Origin of the sequence: Halosimplex rubrum (assembly GCF_013415885.1) — an archaeon.
Lineage (GTDB): Archaea > Halobacteriota > Halobacteria > Halobacteriales > Haloarculaceae > Halosimplex > Halosimplex rubrum.
In genome coordinates, this window is sequence record NZ_CP058910.1 from 2,552,079 (window position 1) to 2,573,113 (window position 21,035).

34 protein-coding genes and 1 tRNA gene are annotated in these 21,035 nt (G+C 68.2%); 30 read left to right on the forward strand and 5 right to left on the reverse strand.

The genetic code is table 11. From position 1 onward, the window contains the following. Positions 1-6: 6 nt before the first annotated feature. The 3 genes from HZS55_RS12680 to HZS55_RS12690 all read left to right on the forward strand — a co-directional run bounded on the left by HZS55_RS12680 (position 7) and on the right by HZS55_RS12690 (position 1,897). Positions 7-225, forward strand: a complete 219-nt coding sequence (locus HZS55_RS12680; RefSeq protein ID WP_179908028.1) for a hypothetical protein — start codon at positions 7-9, stop codon at positions 223-225. Next, entirely contained in the window at positions 222-1,064 is an 843-nt protein-coding gene (locus HZS55_RS12685; RefSeq protein WP_179908029.1) for a BKACE family enzyme, read from the forward strand. Before HZS55_RS12680 ends, HZS55_RS12685 begins: the two co-directional genes overlap by 4 nt. Positions 1,065-1,255: 191 nt before the next feature. Then, positions 1,256-1,897 (forward strand): alpha/beta hydrolase, encoded by a 642-nt coding sequence (locus HZS55_RS12690; protein ID WP_179908030.1) that lies wholly within the window; start codon positions 1,256-1,258, stop codon positions 1,895-1,897. A gap of 42 nt (positions 1,898-1,939) precedes the next feature. On the opposite strand, the gene HZS55_RS12695 is transcribed toward HZS55_RS12690, so the two are convergent. Further along, on the reverse strand, positions 1,940-2,659 hold the full coding sequence (locus HZS55_RS12695) for a helix-turn-helix domain-containing protein (protein ID WP_179908031.1): 720 nt from the start codon (positions 2,657-2,659) through the stop codon (positions 1,940-1,942). A gap of 124 nt (positions 2,660-2,783) precedes the next feature. On the opposite strand from HZS55_RS12695, the gene HZS55_RS12700 reads away from it, so the two are divergent. After that, complete coding sequence (locus tag HZS55_RS12700) at positions 2,784-3,185, forward strand: STAS/SEC14 domain-containing protein (protein ID WP_179908032.1); 402 nt, start codon at positions 2,784-2,786, stop codon at positions 3,183-3,185. Positions 3,186-3,204: 19 nt separating this feature from the next. On the opposite strand, the gene HZS55_RS12705 is transcribed toward HZS55_RS12700, so the two are convergent. The 3 genes from HZS55_RS12705 to HZS55_RS12715 form a co-directional block, all read right to left on the reverse strand. Beyond that, complete coding sequence (locus HZS55_RS12705; protein ID WP_343063111.1) at positions 3,205-3,678, reverse strand: hypothetical protein; 474 nt, start codon at positions 3,676-3,678, stop codon at positions 3,205-3,207. Between the two features lie 16 nt (positions 3,679-3,694). Further along, the gene (gene mch, locus HZS55_RS12710; protein ID WP_179908034.1) at positions 3,695-4,627 is read right to left on the reverse strand and encodes a methenyltetrahydromethanopterin cyclohydrolase; all 933 of its coding nucleotides are present in this window, start codon (positions 4,625-4,627) and stop codon (positions 3,695-3,697) included. Positions 4,628-4,738: 111 nt separating this feature from the next. Further along, entirely contained in the window at positions 4,739-5,056 is a 318-nt protein-coding gene (locus HZS55_RS12715) for an MTH1187 family thiamine-binding protein (RefSeq protein WP_179908035.1), read from the reverse strand. A gap of 166 nt (positions 5,057-5,222) precedes the next feature. Here HZS55_RS12715 and HZS55_RS12720 point away from each other — a divergent pair, with 166 nt between their 5' ends. After that, a complete protein-coding gene (locus tag HZS55_RS12720; RefSeq protein ID WP_179908036.1) occupies positions 5,223-5,396 on the forward strand; it encodes a hypothetical protein in 174 nt (57 codons plus the stop codon). A 346-nt stretch (positions 5,397-5,742) separates the two neighbouring features. Here HZS55_RS12720 and HZS55_RS12725 read toward each other — a convergent pair. Beyond that, positions 5,743-5,813: transfer RNA gene (locus tag HZS55_RS12725), tRNA-Gly, on the reverse strand. Positions 5,814-6,424: 611 nt separating this feature from the next. Here HZS55_RS12725 and HZS55_RS12730 point away from each other — a divergent pair. The 25 genes from HZS55_RS12730 to secY all read left to right on the forward strand — a co-directional run bounded on the left by HZS55_RS12730 (position 6,425) and on the right by secY (position 21,031). Then, entirely contained in the window at positions 6,425-7,327 is a 903-nt protein-coding gene (locus HZS55_RS12730) for a putative RNA uridine N3 methyltransferase (protein WP_179908037.1), read from the forward strand. 5 nt (positions 7,328-7,332) lie between these two features. After that, on the forward strand, positions 7,333-8,382 hold the full coding sequence (gene rpl3p / locus HZS55_RS12735; protein ID WP_179908038.1) for a 50S ribosomal protein L3: 1,050 nt from the start codon (positions 7,333-7,335) through the stop codon (positions 8,380-8,382). 3 nt (positions 8,383-8,385) lie between these two features. Then, on the forward strand, positions 8,386-9,129 hold the full coding sequence (rpl4p, locus tag HZS55_RS12740; RefSeq protein ID WP_179908039.1) for a 50S ribosomal protein L4: 744 nt from the start codon (positions 8,386-8,388) through the stop codon (positions 9,127-9,129). A gap of 58 nt (positions 9,130-9,187) precedes the next feature. Then, a complete protein-coding gene (locus HZS55_RS12745) occupies positions 9,188-9,442 on the forward strand; it encodes a 50S ribosomal protein L23 (protein ID WP_179908040.1) in 255 nt (84 codons plus the stop codon). Between the two features lie 2 nt (positions 9,443-9,444). Continuing rightward, positions 9,445-10,164 carry a 50S ribosomal protein L2 gene (locus tag HZS55_RS12750; RefSeq protein ID WP_179908041.1) on the forward strand — a complete coding sequence of 240 codons (720 nt, stop codon included), beginning with the start codon at positions 9,445-9,447 and terminating at the stop codon, positions 10,162-10,164. A gap of 61 nt (positions 10,165-10,225) precedes the next feature. Then, complete coding sequence (locus tag HZS55_RS12755) at positions 10,226-10,648, forward strand: 30S ribosomal protein S19 (RefSeq protein WP_179908042.1); 423 nt, start codon at positions 10,226-10,228, stop codon at positions 10,646-10,648. A 1-nt stretch (position 10,649) separates the two neighbouring features. Then, a complete protein-coding gene (locus HZS55_RS12760; RefSeq protein WP_179908043.1) occupies positions 10,650-11,117 on the forward strand; it encodes a 50S ribosomal protein L22 in 468 nt (155 codons plus the stop codon). Then, positions 11,117-12,088 (forward strand): 30S ribosomal protein S3, encoded by a 972-nt coding sequence (locus tag HZS55_RS12765; protein ID WP_179908044.1) that lies wholly within the window; start codon positions 11,117-11,119, stop codon positions 12,086-12,088. The genes HZS55_RS12760 and HZS55_RS12765 overlap by 1 nt, the downstream gene beginning before the upstream one ends. Then, a complete protein-coding gene (gene rpmC / locus HZS55_RS12770; RefSeq protein WP_179908045.1) occupies positions 12,085-12,300 on the forward strand; it encodes a 50S ribosomal protein L29 in 216 nt (71 codons plus the stop codon). The genes HZS55_RS12765 and rpmC overlap by 4 nt, the downstream gene beginning before the upstream one ends. 2 nt (positions 12,301-12,302) lie before the next feature. Then, complete coding sequence (locus tag HZS55_RS12775) at positions 12,303-12,641, forward strand: ribonuclease P protein component 1 (protein WP_179908046.1); 339 nt, start codon at positions 12,303-12,305, stop codon at positions 12,639-12,641. After that, complete coding sequence (locus HZS55_RS12780; protein WP_179908047.1) at positions 12,632-12,958, forward strand: 30S ribosomal protein S17; 327 nt, start codon at positions 12,632-12,634, stop codon at positions 12,956-12,958. Before HZS55_RS12775 ends, HZS55_RS12780 begins: the two co-directional genes overlap by 10 nt. Further along, a complete protein-coding gene (locus HZS55_RS12785) occupies positions 12,958-13,356 on the forward strand; it encodes a 50S ribosomal protein L14 (protein WP_179908048.1) in 399 nt (132 codons plus the stop codon). Before HZS55_RS12780 ends, HZS55_RS12785 begins: the two co-directional genes overlap by 1 nt. Beyond that, positions 13,353-13,715, forward strand: coding sequence for a 50S ribosomal protein L24 (rplX, locus tag HZS55_RS12790; protein ID WP_179908049.1), 363 nt, complete (start codon positions 13,353-13,355; stop codon positions 13,713-13,715). The genes HZS55_RS12785 and rplX overlap by 4 nt, the downstream gene beginning before the upstream one ends. Beyond that, positions 13,712-14,479, forward strand: a complete 768-nt coding sequence (locus tag HZS55_RS12795; RefSeq protein WP_179908050.1) for a 30S ribosomal protein S4e — start codon at positions 13,712-13,714, stop codon at positions 14,477-14,479. The genes rplX and HZS55_RS12795 overlap by 4 nt, the downstream gene beginning before the upstream one ends. Next, a complete protein-coding gene (locus HZS55_RS12800) occupies positions 14,476-15,009 on the forward strand; it encodes a 50S ribosomal protein L5 (RefSeq protein WP_179908051.1) in 534 nt (177 codons plus the stop codon). Before HZS55_RS12795 ends, HZS55_RS12800 begins: the two co-directional genes overlap by 4 nt. Further along, positions 15,006-15,188: a 30S ribosomal protein S14 gene (locus HZS55_RS12805; protein WP_179908052.1), complete on the forward strand. Its 183-nt coding sequence runs from the start codon at positions 15,006-15,008 to the stop codon at positions 15,186-15,188. Before HZS55_RS12800 ends, HZS55_RS12805 begins: the two co-directional genes overlap by 4 nt. After that, positions 15,185-15,577, forward strand: coding sequence for a 30S ribosomal protein S8 (locus HZS55_RS12810; RefSeq protein ID WP_179908053.1), 393 nt, complete (start codon positions 15,185-15,187; stop codon positions 15,575-15,577). Before HZS55_RS12805 ends, HZS55_RS12810 begins: the two co-directional genes overlap by 4 nt. A 2-nt stretch (positions 15,578-15,579) precedes the next feature. Then, positions 15,580-16,116, forward strand: coding sequence for a 50S ribosomal protein L6 (locus tag HZS55_RS12815; protein WP_179908054.1), 537 nt, complete (start codon positions 15,580-15,582; stop codon positions 16,114-16,116). Continuing rightward, positions 16,116-16,967: a 50S ribosomal protein L32e gene (locus HZS55_RS12820; protein WP_246308251.1), complete on the forward strand. Its 852-nt coding sequence runs from the start codon at positions 16,116-16,118 to the stop codon at positions 16,965-16,967. The genes HZS55_RS12815 and HZS55_RS12820 overlap by 1 nt, the downstream gene beginning before the upstream one ends. Then, complete coding sequence (locus tag HZS55_RS12825; RefSeq protein WP_179908055.1) at positions 16,960-17,397, forward strand: 50S ribosomal protein L19e; 438 nt, start codon at positions 16,960-16,962, stop codon at positions 17,395-17,397. The genes HZS55_RS12820 and HZS55_RS12825 overlap by 8 nt, the downstream gene beginning before the upstream one ends. Further along, positions 17,397-17,957 (forward strand): 50S ribosomal protein L18, encoded by a 561-nt coding sequence (locus HZS55_RS12830; protein ID WP_179908056.1) that lies wholly within the window; start codon positions 17,397-17,399, stop codon positions 17,955-17,957. The genes HZS55_RS12825 and HZS55_RS12830 overlap by 1 nt, the downstream gene beginning before the upstream one ends. Next, positions 17,954-18,586: a 30S ribosomal protein S5 gene (locus tag HZS55_RS12835; protein WP_179908057.1), complete on the forward strand. Its 633-nt coding sequence runs from the start codon at positions 17,954-17,956 to the stop codon at positions 18,584-18,586. Before HZS55_RS12830 ends, HZS55_RS12835 begins: the two co-directional genes overlap by 4 nt. Continuing rightward, entirely contained in the window at positions 18,586-19,050 is a 465-nt protein-coding gene (rpmD, locus tag HZS55_RS12840) for a 50S ribosomal protein L30 (RefSeq protein ID WP_179908058.1), read from the forward strand. The genes HZS55_RS12835 and rpmD overlap by 1 nt, the downstream gene beginning before the upstream one ends. Then, positions 19,047-19,544 carry an uL15m family ribosomal protein gene (locus HZS55_RS12845; RefSeq protein ID WP_179908059.1) on the forward strand — a complete coding sequence of 166 codons (498 nt, stop codon included), beginning with the start codon at positions 19,047-19,049 and terminating at the stop codon, positions 19,542-19,544. Before rpmD ends, HZS55_RS12845 begins: the two co-directional genes overlap by 4 nt. Before the next feature lie 2 nt (positions 19,545-19,546). Beyond that, positions 19,547-21,031 (forward strand): preprotein translocase subunit SecY, encoded by a 1,485-nt coding sequence (gene secY / locus HZS55_RS12850; protein WP_179908060.1) that lies wholly within the window; start codon positions 19,547-19,549, stop codon positions 21,029-21,031. Positions 21,032-21,035: the final 4 nt, after the last annotated feature.

The following is a 21,035-nucleotide window of genomic DNA, read 5'->3' on the forward strand; positions in this document are numbered from 1 at the left end:
TCGGGCGTGTCCTGCCCGTTCCTCACGTACCGCGAATCGGCTGACGGCGCGAACTTCGACGAGGCGCGCGCCTACTGCGAGGCCGAAGGGCGGTTCGTCCAGCCGATGCGCGCCGACGTCTGCAACGACCGGTTCGACCTCGACCACGCCGCGGACTGCGAGATCTATCTCGACCACGCGAGCGACGGGGACGGGGCGAAAGCCCCCGAGGGGGACGAGCCGTGAGCTACGAGCGCTTTCTCGCCGACGAGCCGGTCGTCGTCACGGCGGCGCTGACCGGCGGGATCCACCGCAAGGAGGCGAACCCGAACCTGCCGGAGACGCCCGAGGAGATCGGGAAAGCGGCCGGGGAAGTCGAGGCGGCGGGCGCGTCGGTCGTCCACGTCCACGCCCGGACCGACAACGGCGAACGGGCGTTCTCGACCGAGCGCTTCCAGGCGATCGACGAGGCGATCCGCCGCTACACCGACGACGTGATAATTCAGCACACGACCGGCGCGACGCAGGCGCCGACTGAGAAACGGCACCTGTCGCTGCGGACCGACCCGCCGCCGGAGATGGCGTCGCTGGACATGGGGCCGCTGAACCGCTACGAGCGGCTGACGAGCGAGAACACGCTCGCGACGATCGACGCGCTCTACGACGAGATGGCCGACCGCGGGATCAAGCCCGAACTCGAGGTCTTCAACGACGGCCACCGCAACGAGGTCCACGGCCTGCTGGACCGCCGCGAGTTGGCCGACCCCGTCTACGCGACGCTCATCTTCGGGCCGGGGACGCTGACGCGGCCGCGACCCCGGAACTTCCTCAACGCCGTCGACAACCTCCCCGAGGGCGCGCTGTTCAACACGCTCGGGTTCGGCCGCCACCAGTTGCCCTTCGCGACGATGGGGGTCCTGTTCGGCGGCAACGTCCGCGTCGGGCTGGAGGACAACGTCTACTACCGGCGGGGCGAACTCGCCGAGAGCAACGCGCAACTGGTCCAACGCGTGGTTCGGATCGCCGAGGAACTCGGCCGCGAGGTCGCGGACACCTCACAGGCCCGGGAGATCCTGGGGCTCTGAGCCGGTCGACGCCGGCGACCGCCGACGCGGGGGTCGTCGGTAACGCCGATGTCATCGGGTGACGCCGATGTCGGCGAGCGCCTTTGTAGGGCGACGCCGTAGGGACGTCCGTGACTGTCCAGCGACGCACGCCCGGCGCCGAACCGACCAACGAACGCACGGCGGACCGCGGGGACGAGGAGGTGGCCTGAATGGACGGCCCCCACCAGGGCCAGGGACTCGCCACGGGCGGGACGCCGCTGGACGAGGCCGAGGCGGCGATGATCCTCGTCCACGGCCGCGGCGCGACCGCACAGAGCATCCTGGGGATGGGGCGACAGCTCCACGCCGAGGGCGTCGCCCTGCTCGCCCCGCAGGCCGCGCGCAACACCTGGTACCCCAACTCCTTCCTCGAACCCGTCGAGTCCAACGAGCCCGGTCGCTCGTCGGGGCTGCAGGCGATCGAGGACGCTCTCGGCGAGGCGAGGGATGCCGGGATCCCCACCGAGAAAGTGCTCGTCCTCGGGTTCTCCCAGGGCGCCTGCCTCGGGACGGAGTTCGTGGCGCGCAACCCCGAGCGCTACGGCGGTCACGTCGCGTTCTCCGGGGGGCTGATCGGCGAGACGATCGACCCCGCGGAGTTCGAGGGGTCCCTGGACGGCACGCCGTCGTTCGTCGGCTGCAGCGACGTCGACCCGCACATCCCCGAGGAACGCGTCCACGTGACGACGGAGGTACTGGAGAAGTTGGAGGCGGACGTGGAAGAACGCATCTACCCCGGCATGGGCCACGGGGTCAACGACGACGAGATCGAGTACGTGAGCGGGATGGTCGCGGACCTAGTCGAGAACTGAGCAGCCGAGCGGCGCCCCGAGACGGTCGAACTCGCGACTCCCTCACAGCGTCTCCGAGGCGAAGCGACCGACGATCTTCTCCTCGGCGCGCTGGAGCCGATACTGCACCGTCGAGTGTGGCGTGTCGAGCCGCTCGGCCAGGTCCGCGACGGTGGCGTCCCGCGGCGTGCCGTAGTAGCCCGCTTCGACCGCGCTGGCGACGGTCTCGCGTTCCTCGGGGGTCAGGAGGCCGGCGGTGCCGAAGCCGCCGTTCCAGTTCTGCGGGTCGGAGACGTGGCCGAGTTCCAGCGAGATGCCGTCGCGCAGCTGGTCGTCGATCCGGTCGTACAGTTCGCCCACGGCGCAGTCGTCGGGGACGAGCAGCCGCCAGACGTACTCGTCGTCGCGACGCTCGGCCTCGATCAGGAGCCCGTCGCCGACGTGGTCGACGGCGAGATAGGGGATCGAGTGACAGTGCTGGATCTCCTCGCGGCGCGTGAAGTAGACGCGGTGCTCGGGGTCGGAACTGACGACCTGATACTCGCGGCTGGAGTCACAGCCCGCCACGTCCAGACACTCGTTGCACGTCGTCTCGTCGAGGAAGTGCGTCTCGACGGCGTCGAGCGCCTCCGGCGGCCCCAGCACGTGGTCGACCCGCCACATCGACCGGTCGTTGGCGAAACAGGCCGCCGTCTGCGCACGCAGTCCCGGACGCTCGACGAACACGTCCATCAAGTCGTCGGCACCCGCTCGATAGGTGAGGACGAACTCGAACTCGCGCATACTCGGTCGGTCGGTTGGACATAGCTAATCGGTTTCGATCCCGTTCGCCGAGCGGTGACATCTAGTTTCGAAGTTTGATAATATCGGCAGTCTATTTATTTACCTCAGATAGTGAAGCGATCGTATGGCCGCTAAAACGATCGATGACGGCGAAAACTACACTATCGAATGGGACGACGAGATCGGCGCAGTTGTTTTCACGTGGGATACTTACGTCTCGGGGGCGGCGTTCAGGGAGGGCTGTGAGGCGCTGCTGGACGCGATCGAGCGGCGGGACGCCGCGAAGGTCCTGACCGACACGCGCGGGGTCAGCGCTCACGACGCGGAGGACCAGCAGTGGATGCAGACCGACTGGATGCCGCGAGCCCACGAGACGGGGCTGGAGTACTCGGCGACGGTCCACTCCGACAGCGTCATCTCCGAGATGGACGTGGAGAACATGCTGGACGGCATGGAGGGCGGCACCGCAGAACCGTTCCTGACGTCGGATATGGCCGAAGCGCGCGAGTGGCTCGCCGCCAGGTGACTCGGTCGGGCCGAAGTTCTCACGCGCGCTCGGTCGATCGGTACCAGTCGCCGTCCCGCGTCGCGAGCTCGAACGTCACGCACCAGCCGAGCAACCGCTCCGTTCGCTCGCGCCACTCGGCCTCCCAGTCGGTGCGGCGGTCGCGCTCCCACCGGGGGACGTGTTCGCGCAGTTCGTCGAACGCGTCCGCGACGGTCAGCGACTCGGCCGCGCGGAGCGCGTCGAGCAACTCGCTCGCGCCGAAGACGCGGCGCTCGAAGGCGTCTCCGAGGTCGGCTTCCGCCGCGTCGACGCGCCGCCGCTCGAACCCGCGCGACGTCTCCGTGACGAGTTCGAGCGCTTCGAGGAAGGTGAGATACTCCCGCGCGGCGTCCCGCGAGGGCGCCGCCGTCTCGTCGACGATCCGGAGACAGCAGTCCTCGACCGTCCCCGGGACCAGGGGGACGGCCCGCTGGGCGGCGTCGAGGAAGGCCCGGTCCCGGACCGGGGGCACGATCTTGTAGCGCACGCTAGAGGCCGAAGCTCTCCGCGAGGCGCTCGTCGTTCACGTCGCCGAGGACGTGCGTGTCGCCGCCGACCACGTCGATCGTCACCTGCGCGGGCGCGAAGACGGACTCGGGCACCTCGACGAAGTCCCAGTCGGCGTCGGCGAAGATCTCGGCGAACGGCGTGTCGTACTCGTCGGTCGCGGACGAGGGCACCTCGTCGAAGCGGTCGAACGGCTCGTCGACGACGAGATGCGCCTGGCCGCCGTAGGCCAGCGCGTCGTTCGTCCGCGCGATGGCCGTCTCCTCGTCGTCGGCGACCGGTGCCACGGGCGCCGACCCCGTCACCGAGAGGATGTCGAGGGGGTCGTACCCCAGCTCCGAGAGCCGGAAGGCGGCCAGCTCCGCCGCGCGGGCGGCCATCGCGACGCTGCCGGTGAGGCTGGCCGTCGAGAACGCCTGGACGAACACGCCGCTCTCGGCGACGCCCGCCCGTTCGGCGACGTGCTCGATCACGGCCTCCTCGGGAACCGTCTCCGTCTCGATCGCGAGGACGGCGAACTCGAAGTCGTCGCGGTAGCCGACGCGCTGGAACTCGTCCTCCTCGGCGACGAGCGCACGGGCGGGGCCGCTGCCCAGCCCCTCGAAGCCGTCGACGCTGAGCTCCCAGCCCGCCTTCTGCGAGCAGAGCAACGCCATCGCCGGGTGGTCGGTCGACAGTTCGACGTGAGTCAGCGGCGCGCCCGCGACCTCCTCCAGGGTGCTCTGGACGGTCGCCAGCCCCGCGGTCTGGATCTCCGCGAGCATCATCCCGGCCTCGACGCCCCCCGGCACGTCGACCCCGAAGTCGACGACCAAGGCCTCGCTGTCCAGCTGGTGGGCCGCGACGTTCAGCTCGTCGGCGAAGTCCAACGCTTCGTCGACCAGGTCCGTCGCGGTCCGGTTGAGACTCTCCATACACCGCCATCCACGCCGCCGGGCCTTCGGTCTTCGGTTCGCCGTCGCGGTCGCCCGGGCCGTCCGGCGGTCCGGCCGTCCGGACCGCATCGTCGACCGCCCCGCCTCGGCTCAGTCCGAGCGCTCCCGCCTGGCCTCCCGCCCCAGGTGTGCCTCGACGGCGTCGACCTTCTCGCTCGCGGCCTGGTCGACCGTGCGCTTGTCGTCGACTTTGAGGAACGTGCTCACGCGGTCGGCGTCGACCGCCTCGTGGGCCGCTCCGGCCGCCGCGAACAGCTCCGCCGAGTCGTCGGCCTCGACGACCGTCCCCATCGGCGTCGTCTCGTAGCCCACGTCGAACTCCTCTAGGGCCGCGACGGCCTTCGCGACCTCCTCGGACATGCTCCCCTCGACGACCGGTGCGACGCTCAGAAAGCCGATGACTGTCATGGCCGACCCTACGGCAGCGCGAGCCAAAGGTTCTCCGCCCGTGTGGGCCGCTGGATTCGGCACGCTCGGGACCACCGGGACGGAGTGTCTGCCCACTGGTTGCGAGGTTCTCAAAGGAGAGATTCGGACCGAAAGGTTAAGTACCGAACTCGGGAGTCCGTAGAGTATGACGGGCTTACCGGACTCGCCCTCCTACGAGGACGACGAGACGCTCGCGAAACTGCAGCAGGCGCTGGACGAGGCGACCGGCGTCGACCTGCGAGCCGCACTCGAAGGGGCCATCGAGGACCGAAAAGCGGAGATCCGGCGGGACGCGCGTACGACCCAGCCCGCGGACTGAGTCAGTCCTCGACCACCCGGCGCTCTGCACGCCGGAAAGCGACGATTAATCACGACCGTTTCGCGTCGCGGAGCCGGCACTTTCTGGAGGCCCACTGGAAAGCGGGTCCGCGTCGGGGAGGAGAGACGAGGGCGGCGCGTCCCCGCCCGGATGCGAGCGACACGCGACGCGGTCGCTCACGGAGTACCGTTCGAGAGGAGTGCGACGGGCGAGATTTGAACTACGCCCGGACGTGCTCGCTCACGGTGTTCGCTGCGCGCGACCGGTCTACTTCAAATCTCGGGGACCACACATCCGCTCCGGTGGCGAGCGTACGAGGCGCTCACCGGTTCGTTCGCGGAAGAAGTGCGACGGGCGAGATTTGAACTCGCGTTAGGACCGTGGCAGGGTCCTGTGATACCACTACACCACCGTCGCTCACTTCGTTCGCGACGAGACTCGCGGACTACGTCCGCTCACCACCGTCGCACGCACGTTCGGCGTCCACCGGGCGACCCGGCGCGCCTCACATCATAATCGACTGGCGGAGAGGGATAAAAGACTTCCGAAACGACCGAGGCGGCGGGCGGTATCGGCGCGCCCCCTGCCGATCCGTGACGGGAGGCGGCGTCGGTCGACGGGGCGACCGGCACCACGCTTTTCCGGCCAGCGACGCGTGGCTATAGGCGTTATGCCGGGCGATCCAGTTCAGTGTCCAGTCTGCGGGTGGACAGGCCAGCCGAACGACCTCGACGCCGGGCAGGGGCGCGGTAGCTGCCCGGTCTGCGACGAGACGATACCGAGCCACGACTGATCGACCGGGCGCGCGACGCCGGCGCGACGCGTGCGCTCGGGTGCCGGTCGCGGCGAATACTACATCGACGACAAGCGGCGACCGTCGGAGGAGTATCGGAGGGCTCCGACCGGCCTCTGTGTGAACAGTAGCCATGTGAACCCCTCTCATCCGCGCGCGTGAAGCGCGCTTTTTTTAAGGGTGGGCTGGGGATGTATCGCTACAGTCTAGTGGCGTGGCGCGGAAGCGTCACGGCATGACCACCAGCGTGCTCGTGCCGGCATCCCTCACCCGGGAAGCCGAAGACAAACGCGAGGCGACTCGCAAAGTCGGATACGTGGCCCGCGCGGCCACTGTCTTCCGGGTGGACCGCCTGACGGTCTATCCCGACCCCGACGGGGTCGAGAAGCGAGGTGCCGGGTTCGTCGAAACGGTGCTGCGGTACGCCGCCACACCCCCCTACCTCCGAAAGGAGGTATGGGACAGGCGGGGCGAATTAGAGTACGCGGGGGTCCTGCCGGCGCTTCGCACCCGCTCATGGACCGGCTCCGGTTCGGACGAATCGGGGTCGTTAAGACAGGGAATCGTGACCGAGGTCGGTGCTGATGGACGCGTACGGGTCAATTGCGGCCTGCAACACCCAGTCTCGCTCCCCGTGCCCTCCGGAATGGAGGTCGGGGAGAGGGAGCGCGTCTCCGTCAGGGTCTCTTCGCGACGACCGGTTCGGGCGAAGCTCGTCGACGAGCCCGCGGCAGGGTTCGTCGTCGACTCGACCGATATCGACGACGCACTCGCGCGTCCGGACGCCGGGCTGACCATCGCGGCCTCTCGCTACGGCGAGGAGCTGACCGTCACGAAGCTCGACCAGCTGGTCGCACGGCTTCGTGACGGCGATGGCGCCCGCGGGACGGGCGGATCCGACGAATCTGACGCATCCGGCGACGAGGCGGCGCCCCTGGGTGACCTGACGGTCGCCTTCGGTGCGCCGGAACGGGGGCTGCCCCCCATCCTCGGCGAGGACCCGGACACCGTCGCGGCGGAGACAGGCGACGACAGGTTCGACCTCTGGCTCAATACGGTTCCGAACCAGGGAAGCGAGGTCGTGCGAACGGAGGAAGCGGTGTTCGCGACGCTCGCGCCCCTCAGGCTGACGAGGTAAGACAAATGCCAGGAACGAACAGACCACGCAAAGGCTCGCTGGGCTTCGGCCCGCGTACGCGAGCGGCGAGTGAGACCCCGCGGTTCAACAGCTGGCCCGACGACGACGGCCAGCCGGGTCTCCAGGGCTTCGCCGGCTACAAGGCCGGCATGACACACGTCGTGCTGATCAACGACGAGCCCGACTCCCCCCGCGAGGGGATGGAGGAGACCGTCCCCGTGACGGTTATCGAGACGCCGCCGATGCGCGCGGTCGCGCTCCGAGCCTACGAAGACACGCCGTACGGCCAGCGTCCCCTCACGGAAGTGTGGGCCGACGAGTTCCACGGTGAGCTCGACCGGACCATCGACGTGCCGGAGGACCACGACGCTGACGCCGCAGAGGAAGAGATCCGACAAGCACACGAGGCCGGCGACCTGGGCGACGTGCGCGTCATCACGCACACCGTCCCCACCGGGATCGCCGGCGTCCCGCGCAAGAAGCCCGAGGTCATGGAGACCCGAGTCGGCGGCGGCTCGCTCTCCGACCGTCTCGACTTCGGTCTCGATCTCGTCGCCGACGGCGGCGAGCACTCGATGACCGACGTGTTCCGCGCCGGCGAGTACGCCGACGTGGCCGCGGTCACCAAGGGCAAAGGGACCCAGGGTCCCGTCAAGCGCTGGGGCGTCCAGAAGCGGAAGGGCAAACACGCCCGCCAGGGCTGGCGCCGACGCATCGGCAACCTCGGCCCGTGGAACCCCTCGCGCGTGCGCTCGACGGTCCCCCAGCAGGGCCAGACCGGCTACCACCAGCGCACCGAGCTGAACAAGCGCCTCATCGACATCGGCGAGGGCACCGACGCCACCGTCGAGGGCGGCTTCGTCAACTACGGCGAGGTCGACGGGCCGTACACGCTCGTCAAGGGCTCGGTCCCCGGTCCGGACCAGCGCGTCGTGCGCTTCCGGCCGGCGGTCCGCCCGAACGACCAGCCGCGCCTCGACCCCGAGGTCCGGTACGTCTCGACCCAGTCCAACCAGGGCGGGCGCGGGACCGCCGCGACCACACAGGAGGACTAACAGATGGAAACGACAGTACGCGACCTGAACGGCGACGACGACGGGAGCGTCGAGCTCCCCGGCGTCTTCGAGACGGACCTCCGGCCGGACCTGATCCGGCAGGCCGTCCACGCCGCGCAGGCCAACCGGAAGCAGGACTACGGAGCCGACGACTACGCCGGGATGCGCACGCCCGCCGAGTCCCAGGGGAGCGGCCGCGGTATGGCCCACGTCCCCCGGGAGAACGGTCAGGGGGCACGCGTTCCCCAGACCGTCGGCGGTCGCCGTGCGCACCCGCCGAAAGCGGAGAAAGACCGCGGGCTCGACATCAACACGAAAGAGAAGAAGCTCGCCGTCCGCTCGGCCGTCGCGGCCACGACGGACGCGGAAGTCGTCGCCGAGCGCGGCCACGACTTCGACGACGACGCGGAGCTCCCGCTCGTCGTCTCCGACGACTTCGAGGACCTCGTGAAGACCCGGGAGGTCGTCGACCTCCTGGAAGCGCTCGGCGTCGACGCCGACATCGAGCGCGCCGACGAGGCGACCGTGCGGGCCGGCCGCGGGACGACCCGCGGGCGCAAGTACAACCGCGCGAAGTCGATCCTCTTCGTGACGAGCGAGGAGCCCTCGACGGCCGCTCGCAACCTCGCGGGCGCGGACGTGACGACCGCACGCGAGGTCAACGCCGAAGACCTGGCGCCCGGCGGCGACGCCGGCCGCCTGACGGTCTGGACCGAATCCGCCGTCGCGGAGGTGGCCGAGCGATGAACACCGTCGCACGCGGAGCGCGCGACGAGCTCATCGTTCTCACCGGAGGTGAGAGCCGATGAACTCGGTCATCAAGTACCCGAACATGACGGAGAAGGCGATGGACGACCTGGACTTCCAGAACAAGCTCCAGTTCGTCGTCGCCGGCGACGCGACCAAGCCGGAGATCGCCGAGGCGGTCTCCGAGCAGTTCGACGTCACCGTCGTGAACGTGACGACGCAGGTCCAGCCCGACGGCGAGAAGAAGGCGTACGTCGAGCTCTCGGAAGACGACGAGGCCGAGGACGTGGCCTCACGGATCGGGGTGTTCTAACAATGGGACGACGAATCCAGGGGCAGCGACGCGGGCGCGGGACCTCCACGTTCCGGGCGCCGTCGCACCGCTACAAGGCCGAACTGTCGCACCGGACGGTCGAGGACGGCGACGTGGTCGACGGGACGGTCGTGGACATCGAACACGACCCGGCCCGCTCGGCGCCCGTCGCGGCCATCGAGTTCGAGGACGGCGACCAGCGCCTCGTCCTCGCCCCCGAGGGCGTGGGCGTCGGCGACCGCATCCAGGTCGGCGTCAGCGCGGAGATCGCCCCCGGGAACACGCTCCCGCTCGCGGAGATCCCGGAAGGGATCCAGGTGTGCAACGTCGAGGCCAACCCCGGCGACGGCGGGAAGTTCGCCCGCGCGTCGGGCGTCAACGCCCAGCTGCTCACCCACGACCGCAACGTCGCGGTCGTCACGCTCCCGTCGGGGGAGACCAAGCGGCTCGACCCCGACTGCCGCGCGACGATCGGCGTGGTGGCCGGCGGTGGCCGCACGGAGAAGCCGTTCGTCAAGGCAGGCAACAAGCACCACAAGATGAAATCGCGAGGGTCCAAGTACCCGACAGTTCGTGGTGTCGCGATGAACGCGGTCGACCACCCCTTCGGTGGGGGCGGTCGACAGCACCCCGGCAAGCCCAAGTCCGTCTCGCGGGACGCCCCGCCGGGTCGGAAGGTGGGCGACATCTCCTCGCGCCGCACCGGCCGAGGTGGTAACTGATGAGTTCCGTCACACGCTTCGCGCGTGACGACCTCATTAGTCTCACCAGAGGTGAGAACGAATGAGTTCGGAATACCAGATCGGCCACGAAGGTGAGTTCACCTACCGTGGTCACACGCTCGACGAGCTGCAGGACATGAGCCTGGAGGACGTCGCGGAACTGCTGCCCGCTCGACAGCGGCGAAGTATCACGCGCGGCCTCTCCGTGGAGAAGGAGAAGCTGCTCGACGAGGCCCGCGAGGCCGGCGAAGAGGAGACCGCCAACGACCCCATCCGCACGCACCTGCGCGACATGCCGATCGTGCCGGAGATGGTCGGGATCACCTTCGCCGTCTACACCGGGCAGAGCTTCGAGCGAGTGAAGGTCGAGCCGGAGATGCTCGGTCACTACCTCGGCGAGTTCCAGCTGACACGGACCTCCGTCGAGCACGGCCAGGCCGGCATCGGGGCCACGCGCTCCTCGAAGTTCGTACCGCTCAAATAACATGGGAATCAGCTACTCAGTCGACGCCGACCCGGAGACCACGGCGAAAGCGATGCTTCGGGAGCGTCAGATGAGCCACAAGCACAGCAAGGCCATCGCCCGCGAGATCAAGGGCAAGACGGCCGGCGACGCCGTCGAGTACCTGCAGGCGGTCATCGACGAGGAGCAGTCGGTGCCGTTCCGCCAGCACAACTCGGGCGTCGGTCACCGAAACGACATCGACGGCTGGGACGCCGGCCGCTACCCCGAGAAGGCCAGCGAGGGCTTCCTCGACCTGCTCGAGAACGCCGTCGGCAACGCCGACGAGCAGGGCTTCGACGGCGAGAACATGGAGATCATGCACGTCGCCGCCCACAAGGTCGGCGAGTCTCAGGGCCGCAAGCCCCGCGCGATGGGTCGCGCTTCGCCCTGGAACTCCCCGCAGGTCGACGTCGAACTGATCCTCGAAGAGCCGGAGGGTGAGAACTGATGGCCGACGAACAGCAGTTCATCGAGGACGGCCTCCAGCGCACCCAGATCGACGAGTTCTTCGGCGACGAACTGGGTCGCGCGGGCTACGGCGGCATGGAAGTCGCCAAGACCCCGATGGGCACCCAGATCGTCCTGAAAGCCGAGAAGCCCGGGATGGTCATCGGCAAGGGCGGGAAGAACATCCGCAAGATCACGACGGAGCTCGAGGAGCGGTTCGACCTCGAGGACCCGCAGGTCGACGTCCAGGAAGTCGACGAGCCGGACCTCAACGCCCGGATCGTCGCCGACCGCCTGGCCAACGCCCTCGAACGCGGCTGGTACTTCCGCAAGGCCGGTCACACCACGATCGACCGGATCATGGAGTCCGGCGCGAAGGGCGCCGAGATCGTCCTCTCCGGGAAGGTCACGGGCGCCCGCTCGCGCGTGGAGAAGTTCAACCGCGGGTACATCAAGCACAACGGCGAGCCCGCCGAGGAGATCGTCGACCACGGTATCGGCACCGCGGTCATGAAGCTCGGCACCATCGGCGTGCAGGTGAAGATCATCCCGCCCGAGGCCGAGCTCCCCGACGACTTCGAGGTCTACGAGGACATGGAAGTCGAGGACTACGTCGAGGACGTCGACGACGAGTCCGTCGAGGAGCTCCTCGAGGGCGAGCCCGACGAGGACGACGCCGAACCGGTGACCGAGTCCGAGGCCGACGACGAGCCGGCCGAGCCCGACGTCGACGAGGAGGTCATCGAAGAGGCCGCCGAGGAGACCGAGGAGTTCGACGACGTGGACGTGCCCGACGACGAGGACATCGAGGACGAACTCGAAGGCCTCGACGAGGCCGTCGACGAGGAGCTCGACGAGGAGACCGAGGCGGAAGCCGAGGAGCTCGTCGAGGAGATGGAAGACGCCGACGAGGCCGAGGACGAAGACGACGAGTCCGCGGCCGACGCCGACGAGGAGGGTGACGACGAATGACCGTCCTCTACACCGAGGAGATCCGCGACATGACGCCCGCCGAGCGAGAGGCGGAGCTGGAGGAGCTGGAGACGGAACTCCTGAACGACCGCGCCGTCAAGGCCGCGGGCGGCGCCCCGGAGAACCCGGGTCGCATCAAGGAGCTCCGCAAGGCCATCGCGCGGATCAAGACGATTCAGAACGAAGAAGGCGACTTCGAGGAGTCCGAGTAACGATGCTGGCACCCGAGACGCTCACGAGACACGAACTGGTCGGGCTGACCGCTCGCGTCCGCGCGGGCGACAACCCCGACCTGCTCGACATCGAGGGCCGCGTCGTCGCGGAGACGACGAACACCCTCGGCATCGAGCGCGAGGGCGACGAGTCCTCGGACGGCCGGACGGCCGGCGAGCGAGCGGATCGGGTGGCGACGGTCCCCAAGGCGGGGACCACCTTCGAGTTCACGCTCCCCGGGGCGGACGGCGCCGCGGAACTCGTGACCGTCGAGGGGCGCAGGCTGGTCGCACGGCCTGCACGACGAACGGAGAAATCTGGTGATAGCAAATGGCGCTAGGATTGAACGTACAAGAACCCGACGCGGCCTGTGACGACGATAACTGCCCGTTCCACGGCACGCTGAGTGTCCGCGGGCAGACGATCGAGGGCACAGTCGCGTCGACCGACATGGACAAGACCGTCGTCGTCGAGCGAGAGTACGACGTGCCGGTGCCGAAATACGACCGCCTGATGAAACGGCGGAGCCGTGTTCCGGCCCACGCACCGGAGTGCCTCGACATCGACGAGGGCGAGACAGTGACGATAGCGGAGTGTCGACCGCTCTCGAAGACGAAGAGCCACGTGGTCGTTTCCCGCGAGGGAGGTGACGACTGATGGAGGCGATGAAGGCAGACGTGACCCAGGGCCTGGAGAAGGGCTCGCTGATCAACTGCGCTGACAACACCGGCGCACGCGAACTCAAGGTCATCTCCACCGCCGGCTACTCGGGAGCGAAGAACCGCCATCCGAAGGCGGGTATCGGTGACAAGGTCACCGTCTCGGTCACGAAAGGGACCCCGGAGATGCGGCGGCAGGTGCTGGAGGCGGTCGTCGTCCGCCAGCGCAAGCCGATCCGCCGCCCGGACGGCACCCGCGTGAAGTTCGAGGACAACGCGGCGGTCGTCGTCGACGACAACGAGGACCCCCGCGGCACGGAACTGAAAGGACCGATCGCCCGCGAGGTCGCGGAGCGATTCGGGTCGGTCGCCTCGACGGCGACGATGATAGTATGAGCAAGCAACCACGCAAACAGCGGAACGACGACGCTGCGGCGCCGCTGCACGAGCGCCACGAGAAGGTCCGGGCCACGCTGGCCGACGACCTCCGTGACGAGTACGGGCAGCGAAACGTGCGCGTCAACGAGGGCGACACGGTCGAGGTGCTGCGCGGCGACTTCGCCGGCGAGACCGGCGAGGTGGTCGACGTGGACCTCTCGGAGACCGCGGTCAGGGTCGAAGACGTGACGGTCGAGGCGGCGGACGGCGAGGAGGTTCCCCGTCCGGTCGACGCCTCGAACCTGCGGGTCACGGACCTGACACTCGAGGACGACCGGCGCCAGGAGCGTCTCGAATCGGAGGAGGACAGCGCATGACGAAACATCAGAAGCGACTCTCGGTGCCGAACAGCTGGCCGATCGAGCGCAAGACCGAGACGTTCACCGTCAAGGCCGACTCCGGTCCCCACGGCGAGGCGGGGGTTCCCCTGCTCATCGTCCTGCGGGACGTGCTCGGCTACGCGGACACCCGCAAGGAGACGCGCTACGCCCTCGACCAGGACAGCGTCCTGATCAACGGCAAGGCGGTCTCCGACGAGGAGCGTCCGGTCGGGATGTTCGACATCCTGGCGTTCGTCGAGCGCGACGAGTACTACCGCGTGTTCCCCGGCGACGGCGGTCGGCTCGCGCTGACCCCGATCGACGCCGAGGCCGCGGACTCCGCGCTCGGCAAGATCGTGAACAAGCAACACGTCCCCGGCGGCGACGTGCAGCTGACGCTGCACGACGGGCAGACGCTGACCGTCGACGAGGGCGCCCCCTACGACGGCGGCGACTCCGTGGTCGTCTCGAACGACGACGGCGAGATCGTCGCTCACTTCGAGTACGAGGAGGGCGCGCTGGTGACGGCCGTCGACGGCGCCCACGCGGGCGAGGTCGGCACGGTCGAGACCATCCAGGTCACGCCCGGCAGCGCCTCCAACAACGTGATCGTCGAGCAGGACGACACTGACGGCTTCGAGACGGTCGAAGAGTACGTCGTCGTCATCGACGAGAACTTCACCGACGACGAGGGCGAGGGCCCCGAGGACGTGACCGAGGAGGCCGCGGCCGACGTCGAGGAAGGAGGTGACGACGAATGAGCTCGGAGAGCGAATCCGGCTCGGAGTTCCACGAGATGCGCGAACCGCGCGTCGAGAAGGTCGTCGTCCACATGGGCGTCGGCGAGGGCGGTCGCGAGCTCGCGAACGCCGAGGAGATCCTGGAGGACGTGGTGGGCCAGCAGCCGGTCCGCACGCAGGCCCAGGCGACCGTCGGCGAGTTCGGCGTCCGCCAGGGCGACCCGATCGGGGCGAAGGTCACCCTTCGCGCCGACGACGCTCGCGAGTTCCTGGAGACGGCTCTAGGTCTCGCGGACCTCTCGGAGTCGCAGTTCGACGACACCGGCAACTTCAGCTTCGGCGTCGAGGAACACACCGACTTCCCGAGCCAGGAGTACGACCCGAACACCGGCATCTACGGGCTGGACGTGACGGTCAACCTGGTCCGGCCGGGCTACCGCGTATCGAAGCGAGACAAGGCGTCCCGACAGATCCCGTCGAGCCACCGGCTGGACGTGGCGGACGCGGTCGCGTTCGTCGAGGGGGCGTTCGACGTGGAGGTGAGCGAATGAGCGAGAGCGAGACAGACGAGCCCGAAACCGGCGAGCAGGTAGCAAAGCGGACCGGCCAGCTGGAGTCCTGTCAGCGCTGCGGGCGCGAGCAGGGACTGGTCGGCAAGTACGACATCTGGCTGTGTCGCCAGTGCTTCCGAGAGATCTCGCGAAGCATGGGATTCAGGAAGTACTCATGACAGGAAACGACCCACTCGCCAACGCACTCTCGGGCATCGACAACGCCGAGAGCGTCGGGCATCTCGACCACGAGGTATCACCCGCCTCGAACGAGATCGGCAGCGTGCTCGAGGTCTTCTACGACCGCGGGTACATCGACGGCTTCGAGTTCGTCGACGACGGCAAAGCCGGTCAGTTCGAGGTCGAACTGAAAGGAGCGATCAACGAATGTGGCCCGGTCCTGCCCCGCTATTCGGCGGGCGCCGACGAGTTCGAGAAGTGGGAGAAGCGATTCCTCCCCGCCCGTGACTACGGGACGCTCGTCGTCACGACCAGCCACGGGATCATGAGCCACTACGAGGCCCGCGAGGAGGGCATCGGTGGCCAGGTCATCGCGTACGTATACTGACAATGCCACGCACAGAACTACAGATTCCAGACGAGGCGAGCGCCGAGATGGACCACCTCGAGCTGACGGTCGAGGGGCCCAACGGCAGCGTGACCCGACGGCTCTGGTACCCCGACGTGTCGGTCTCGGTCGACGGTGACACCGTCGTCGTCGAGAGCGACGAGGACGACGCGAAGACGATGTCGACGCTGGGGACCTTCGAGAGCCACGTTCGGAACATGTTCCACGGCGTCACCGAGGGCTGGGAGTACGAGATGGAAGTCTTCTACTCTCACTTCCCGATGCAGGTCGACGTCGAGGGCGAGGAAGTCGTCATCGAGAACTTCCTCGGCGAGCGCGCGCCGCGCCGCACCGAGATCCACGGGGACACGGACGTGTCGGTCTCCGAGGAACAGATCACGCTGTCCGGTCCCGACGTGGAAGCCGTCGGCCAGACGGCCGCGGACATCGAACAGCTGACCCGCGTCACGGACAAGGACGTCCGCATCTTCCAGGACGGGGTCTACATCACACAGAAGCCGACCCGAGGTGACGCCTGATGGCAGACGACAACCCCGAACAGGAACCCCAGACGGACGCCGACGCCGACGAGGAGGCGCTCCCGCAGGACACGGCAGAAGACGACGAACTCGGCGAGTCGGAGCCGGCCGAGAGCGAGGACGACCTCGCCGAGGAGGCCGCGGCCGACGACGAGTTCGAGGAGCTGGAAGACATCAGCGGCGTCGGGCCCTCGCGAGCTTCCGACCTCGAAGACGCCGGCTACGACACCGTCGACGACGTGCGCGGCGCCAGCCAGGAGGAGCTCGCCGACGTGGTGGGCAACGCCCTGGCGGCCCGCATCAAAGCCGACGTGGGCGGTCTCGAAGTCGCCGAGGAGACCGAGGCGGAGGTCGAAGAGGAGGAGACCGAAGCCGCCGAGGAGTCCGAGGAACCGGCCGAAGACGTCGAGACCGAGATGCGCCCGCGCATCGAGGTCGACTTCGAGCCGGACATCGACGAGAACACCGAACGGCTGCTCAACGAGCGGCGGACGACGAGCATGCCGCAGTTCAACCGGCAGGACCACCACAAGAAAAAGCGCGTCTCGACCTCGTGGCGCAAGCCCCGGGGGACGCTCTCGAAGCAGCGGATCGGTATCAAGGGCAAGGGCGACACCGTTCAGGCGGGCTTCCGCACGCCGACGGCGGTGCGCGGCCTGCACCCCTCGGGCTTCGAGGAGGTTCGCGTCCACAACCTCGACGACCTCGAAGACGTGGACGGCGACACCGAGGCCGTCCGCATCGCCTCGAAGGTCGGCGGTCGCAAGCGCGAGCGCATCGAGGACGAGTGCGAGGACCGGGAGATCCGCGTCCTCAACCCAACCTACGAGGAGGTCGAAGTCGATGACTGACCTGAGCGCACAGAAGCGAATGGCATCCGACGTGCTCGATGTCGGCGAGAACAAGATCTGGCTCGACCCCGAACGCCAGGGCGAACTCGCCGAGGCGATCACCCGCGAGGACATCCGCGAACTCGTCGACGAGGGCGCCATCCGCGCCGAGGCCCCGAAGGGCAACTCACGCGGTCGCGCCCGCGAGCGACAGGAGAAACGCGCCTACGGCCACCAGAAGGGCCAGGGCTCCCGGAAGGGGACCGCGGGCGGCCGCGAGAACCAGAAGGAGAAGTGGCAGTCGCAGATCCGCGCACAGCGCGAGAAGCTCCGCGAGCTGCGCGACTCGGACGAGATCTCCAAGTCTCGCTACCGCGAACTCTACGACCGCGCGAGCGGCGGGGAGTTCGACAGCGTCGCGGACATCGAACGAACACTGGAGGACAACTAATGGCGACAGGACCACGCTACACGGTGCCGATGCGGCGTCGCCGCGAGGCCCGGACCGATTACCATCAGAGGTTGCGCCTGCTGAAATCCGGCAAACCGCGCTTGGTGGCTCGAAAGAGCAACAAGCACGTCACGGCGCAGCTGATCACCACCGGGACCGAAGGCGACGAGACGGTCGCGAGCGCGCACTCGAGCGACCTCGAGGAGTACGGCTGGGAGGCGCCGACGGGCAACATGCCCGCGGCGTACCTGACCGGCGTCCTCGCGGGGCTGCGCGCGGTCGAAGCCGGCCTCGACGAGGCCGTCCTCGACATCGGCCTCAACTCCCCGACACCGGGTAGCAAAGTATTCGCGGTACAGGAAGGCGCAATCGACGCCGGACTCGACGTTCCCCACAACGACAGCGTGCTCGCCGACTGGTCGCGCACGCGCGGCGAGCACATCGCCGAGTACGCCGAGCAGCTCGACGACGGGCTGTACGGCGGGGACTTCGACGCAACAGACCTACCGGAGCACTTCGACGACATGCGAGAACAACTGCTGGAGGCGGATGAACTATGAGTAGCGGCTGGGAGCCGCGGACACGGCTCGGCAACGCGGTCGCCGAGGGCGAGATCGACTCGATGCAGGACGCCCTCAACTCCGGCCTGCCGCTCAAGGAACCGGAGATCGTCGACCAGCTCGTCCCCGGCCTAGAGGACGAGGTGCTCGACATCAACATGGTCCAGCGCATGACCGACTCCGGTCGGCGCGTCAAGTTCCGCTGCGTGGTCGTCGTGGGCAACCGCGACGGTCTCGTCGGCTACGCGGAAGGGCGCGACGACCAGGTCGGCGGCGCTATCCAGAAGGCCATCGAGGTTGCGAAGCTGAACCTCATCGACGTCTCGCGGGGCTGCGGGTCCTGGGAGTGTGGCTGTGGGCGCGCCCACACCGTCGCGCTCCGGACGACCGGCAAGGCCGGCAGCGTCGAGGTCGAACTGCAGCCCGCGCCGCGCGGGCTCGGGCTCGCGGGCGGGGAGACGGTCCGCCACGTGCTCGAACTCGCGGGCATCGAAGACATCTGGACGCGCTCGTCGGGTAACACGCGCACGACGGTCAACTTCGCGAAGGCGACCTTCAACGCGCTGCAGAACACCGCCGAGGCCCGCGTCCCCCAGGAGACCTGGGAGAAGCGCGAGGTGATCGAGTGATGCAAGCGCTCGTTCAACTCCGCGGCGAGGTCAACATGAACCAGGACGTGGCCGACACGCTGGAGATGCTCAACGTCCACAGCGTGAACCACGCCGCCCTGGTCCCGGAGACGGAGGCCTACCGCGGGATGGTCACGAAGGTCAACGACTACGTGGCCTACGGCGAGCCCAGCGTCGAGACGGTCGCGCTGCTCATCGAGCGGCGCGGCGAGCCGCTGGAGGGCGAGGCCGACATCGACGACTCGTGGGTCGTCGCCAACACCGACTACATGAGCGTCGAGGAACTCGCCGAGGCGCTCGTCGACGAGGAGACGACGCTGCGCGAGCAGGGACTGGCGCCGACGCTGCGCCTGCACCCGCCCCGCGGCGGTCACGACGGCATCAAACACCCCACCAAGGAGGGCGGCCAGCTCGGCAAGCACGACACCGAGGCCATCGACGACCTCCTGGAGGCGATGCGATGACATCCAAGAAGAAGCGACAGCGCGGCTCCCGCACGCACGGCGGCGGTTCCCACAAGAACCGCCGCGGCGCCGGCCACCGCGGCGGCCGGGGCAACGCCGGGAGCCGCAAACACGAGATGCACAACCACGGCCCGTGGGACAAACACGGGTTCGAACGACCCGACGACGTTCAGGACGACGTCGCCGAGGTCGACGTTCGCGAACTCGACGAGGACGCCGCCTTGCTGGCGGCCGACGGCGTCGCCGACGAGGAGGGCGACGGCTACGCCATCGACGCGCGTGACGTCGTCGAAGACGGTCACGAGGTCGACGTGGTGAAGGTGCTCGGTGCCGGCCAGGTCCGCAACGAGCTGCACCTGGTCGCCGACGCGTTCTCCGACGGAGCCGAGGAGAAAGTCGAGGACGCGGGCGGTTCGGTCGAGCTGACCGAGGCCGGTCAGGCCCGCGCCGAGGAAACCGACAAGGATACACCCGACGAGCAAGACGAGTCATAACCATGGGCTGGAAGGACACCGCCGAACCGGTACTCACCCGCATGCCCACCGTCCAGCGCCCGGAGGGGCACGTCCCCTTCAAGCGCAAGCTGGGCTGGACGGCCGGCGTGCTGGTGCTGTACTTCTTCCTGACGAACGTCTTCCTGTTCGGCCTCGGTAGCGGACAGGGCCAGGACCTCTTCGGCCAGTTTCGTTCGATCCTCGCCGGCGGACAGGGCACGATCATGCAGCTGGGCATCGGGCCCATCGTAACGGCGAGCATCGTGTTGCAGCTGCTCGGCGGTGCCGACCTGCTCGGCCTCGACACGCAGAACAACCCCCGGGACCAGGTGCTGTACCAGGGACTCCAGAAGTTCCTGGTGCTCGTGATGATCTGCCTGACGGGCCTGCCGATGGTGTTCGCGGGCTCGTTCCTGCCGGCGAGCCCCTCGCTCGCGCAGTCGTTCCCCGGCGGGACGTTCGGCGTGAAGTGGCTGATGTTCGCGCAGATCTTCGTCGGCGGTGTCCTCATCCTCTACATGGACGAGGTCATCTCCAAGTGGGGCGTCGGCTCCGGGATCGGCCTGTTCATCATCGCCGGCGTCAGCCAGCGACTGATCGGCGGGCTCGTCTCGACGAGCTTCATCGGCAACGAAGGGAACATCGGCATCATCCCCACGTGGATCGGCATCGTCACCGGCAGCGTCGACGTGGGTCCGATCCTCGGGAGCGGGCTGCAGACGCTCGTCTTCGGCCAGGGACAGATCCTCGCGCTGATCACGACGGTCCTGATCTTCGTGGTCGTCGTCTACGCCGAGAGCGTCCGCGTGGAGATCCCGCTGTCGAACACGCGCGTCAAGGGCGCCCGCGGTCGCTTCCCGGTGAAGCTCATCTACGCGAGCGTCCTGCCGATGATCCTCGTTCGCGCGCTGCAGGCAAACCTCCAGTTCCTGGGCCGTATCCTCTACGCCCAGCTGGGTAGCCTGCCCGCGTTGCTCGGCACCTACCAGGAAGGTGGCGGCGGCGTCGCCAACCCGGTCGGCGGCCTGTTCTACTACATGGCTCCGGTGCGGAACCCCGAACAGTGGATGTGGTGGCTCGGTCAGACGACCAACGCCCCCTGGCAGATCATGCTTCGGGTCGGCGTCGACCTGACGTTCATGGTCATCGGCGGCGCCATCTTCGCCATCTTCTGGGTGGAGACCACCGACATGGGGCCGGAGGCGACCGCCCAGCAGATCCACAACTCCGGGATGGAGATCCCCGGCTTCCGCCGCAACACCAGCGTCATCGAGAAGGTGCTGGAACGGTACATCCCGCAGGTGACCGTCATCGGCGGGGCCTTAGTCGGCCTGCTGGCCGTCCTCGCCAACATGATGGGCACCATCGGGAACGTCTCCGGGACCGGACTGCTGCTGACGGTCTCGATCACCTACAAGATCTACGAGGAGATCGCCGAAGAGCAGCTCATGGAGATGCATCCCATGATGCGCCAGATGTTCGGTTAGAACC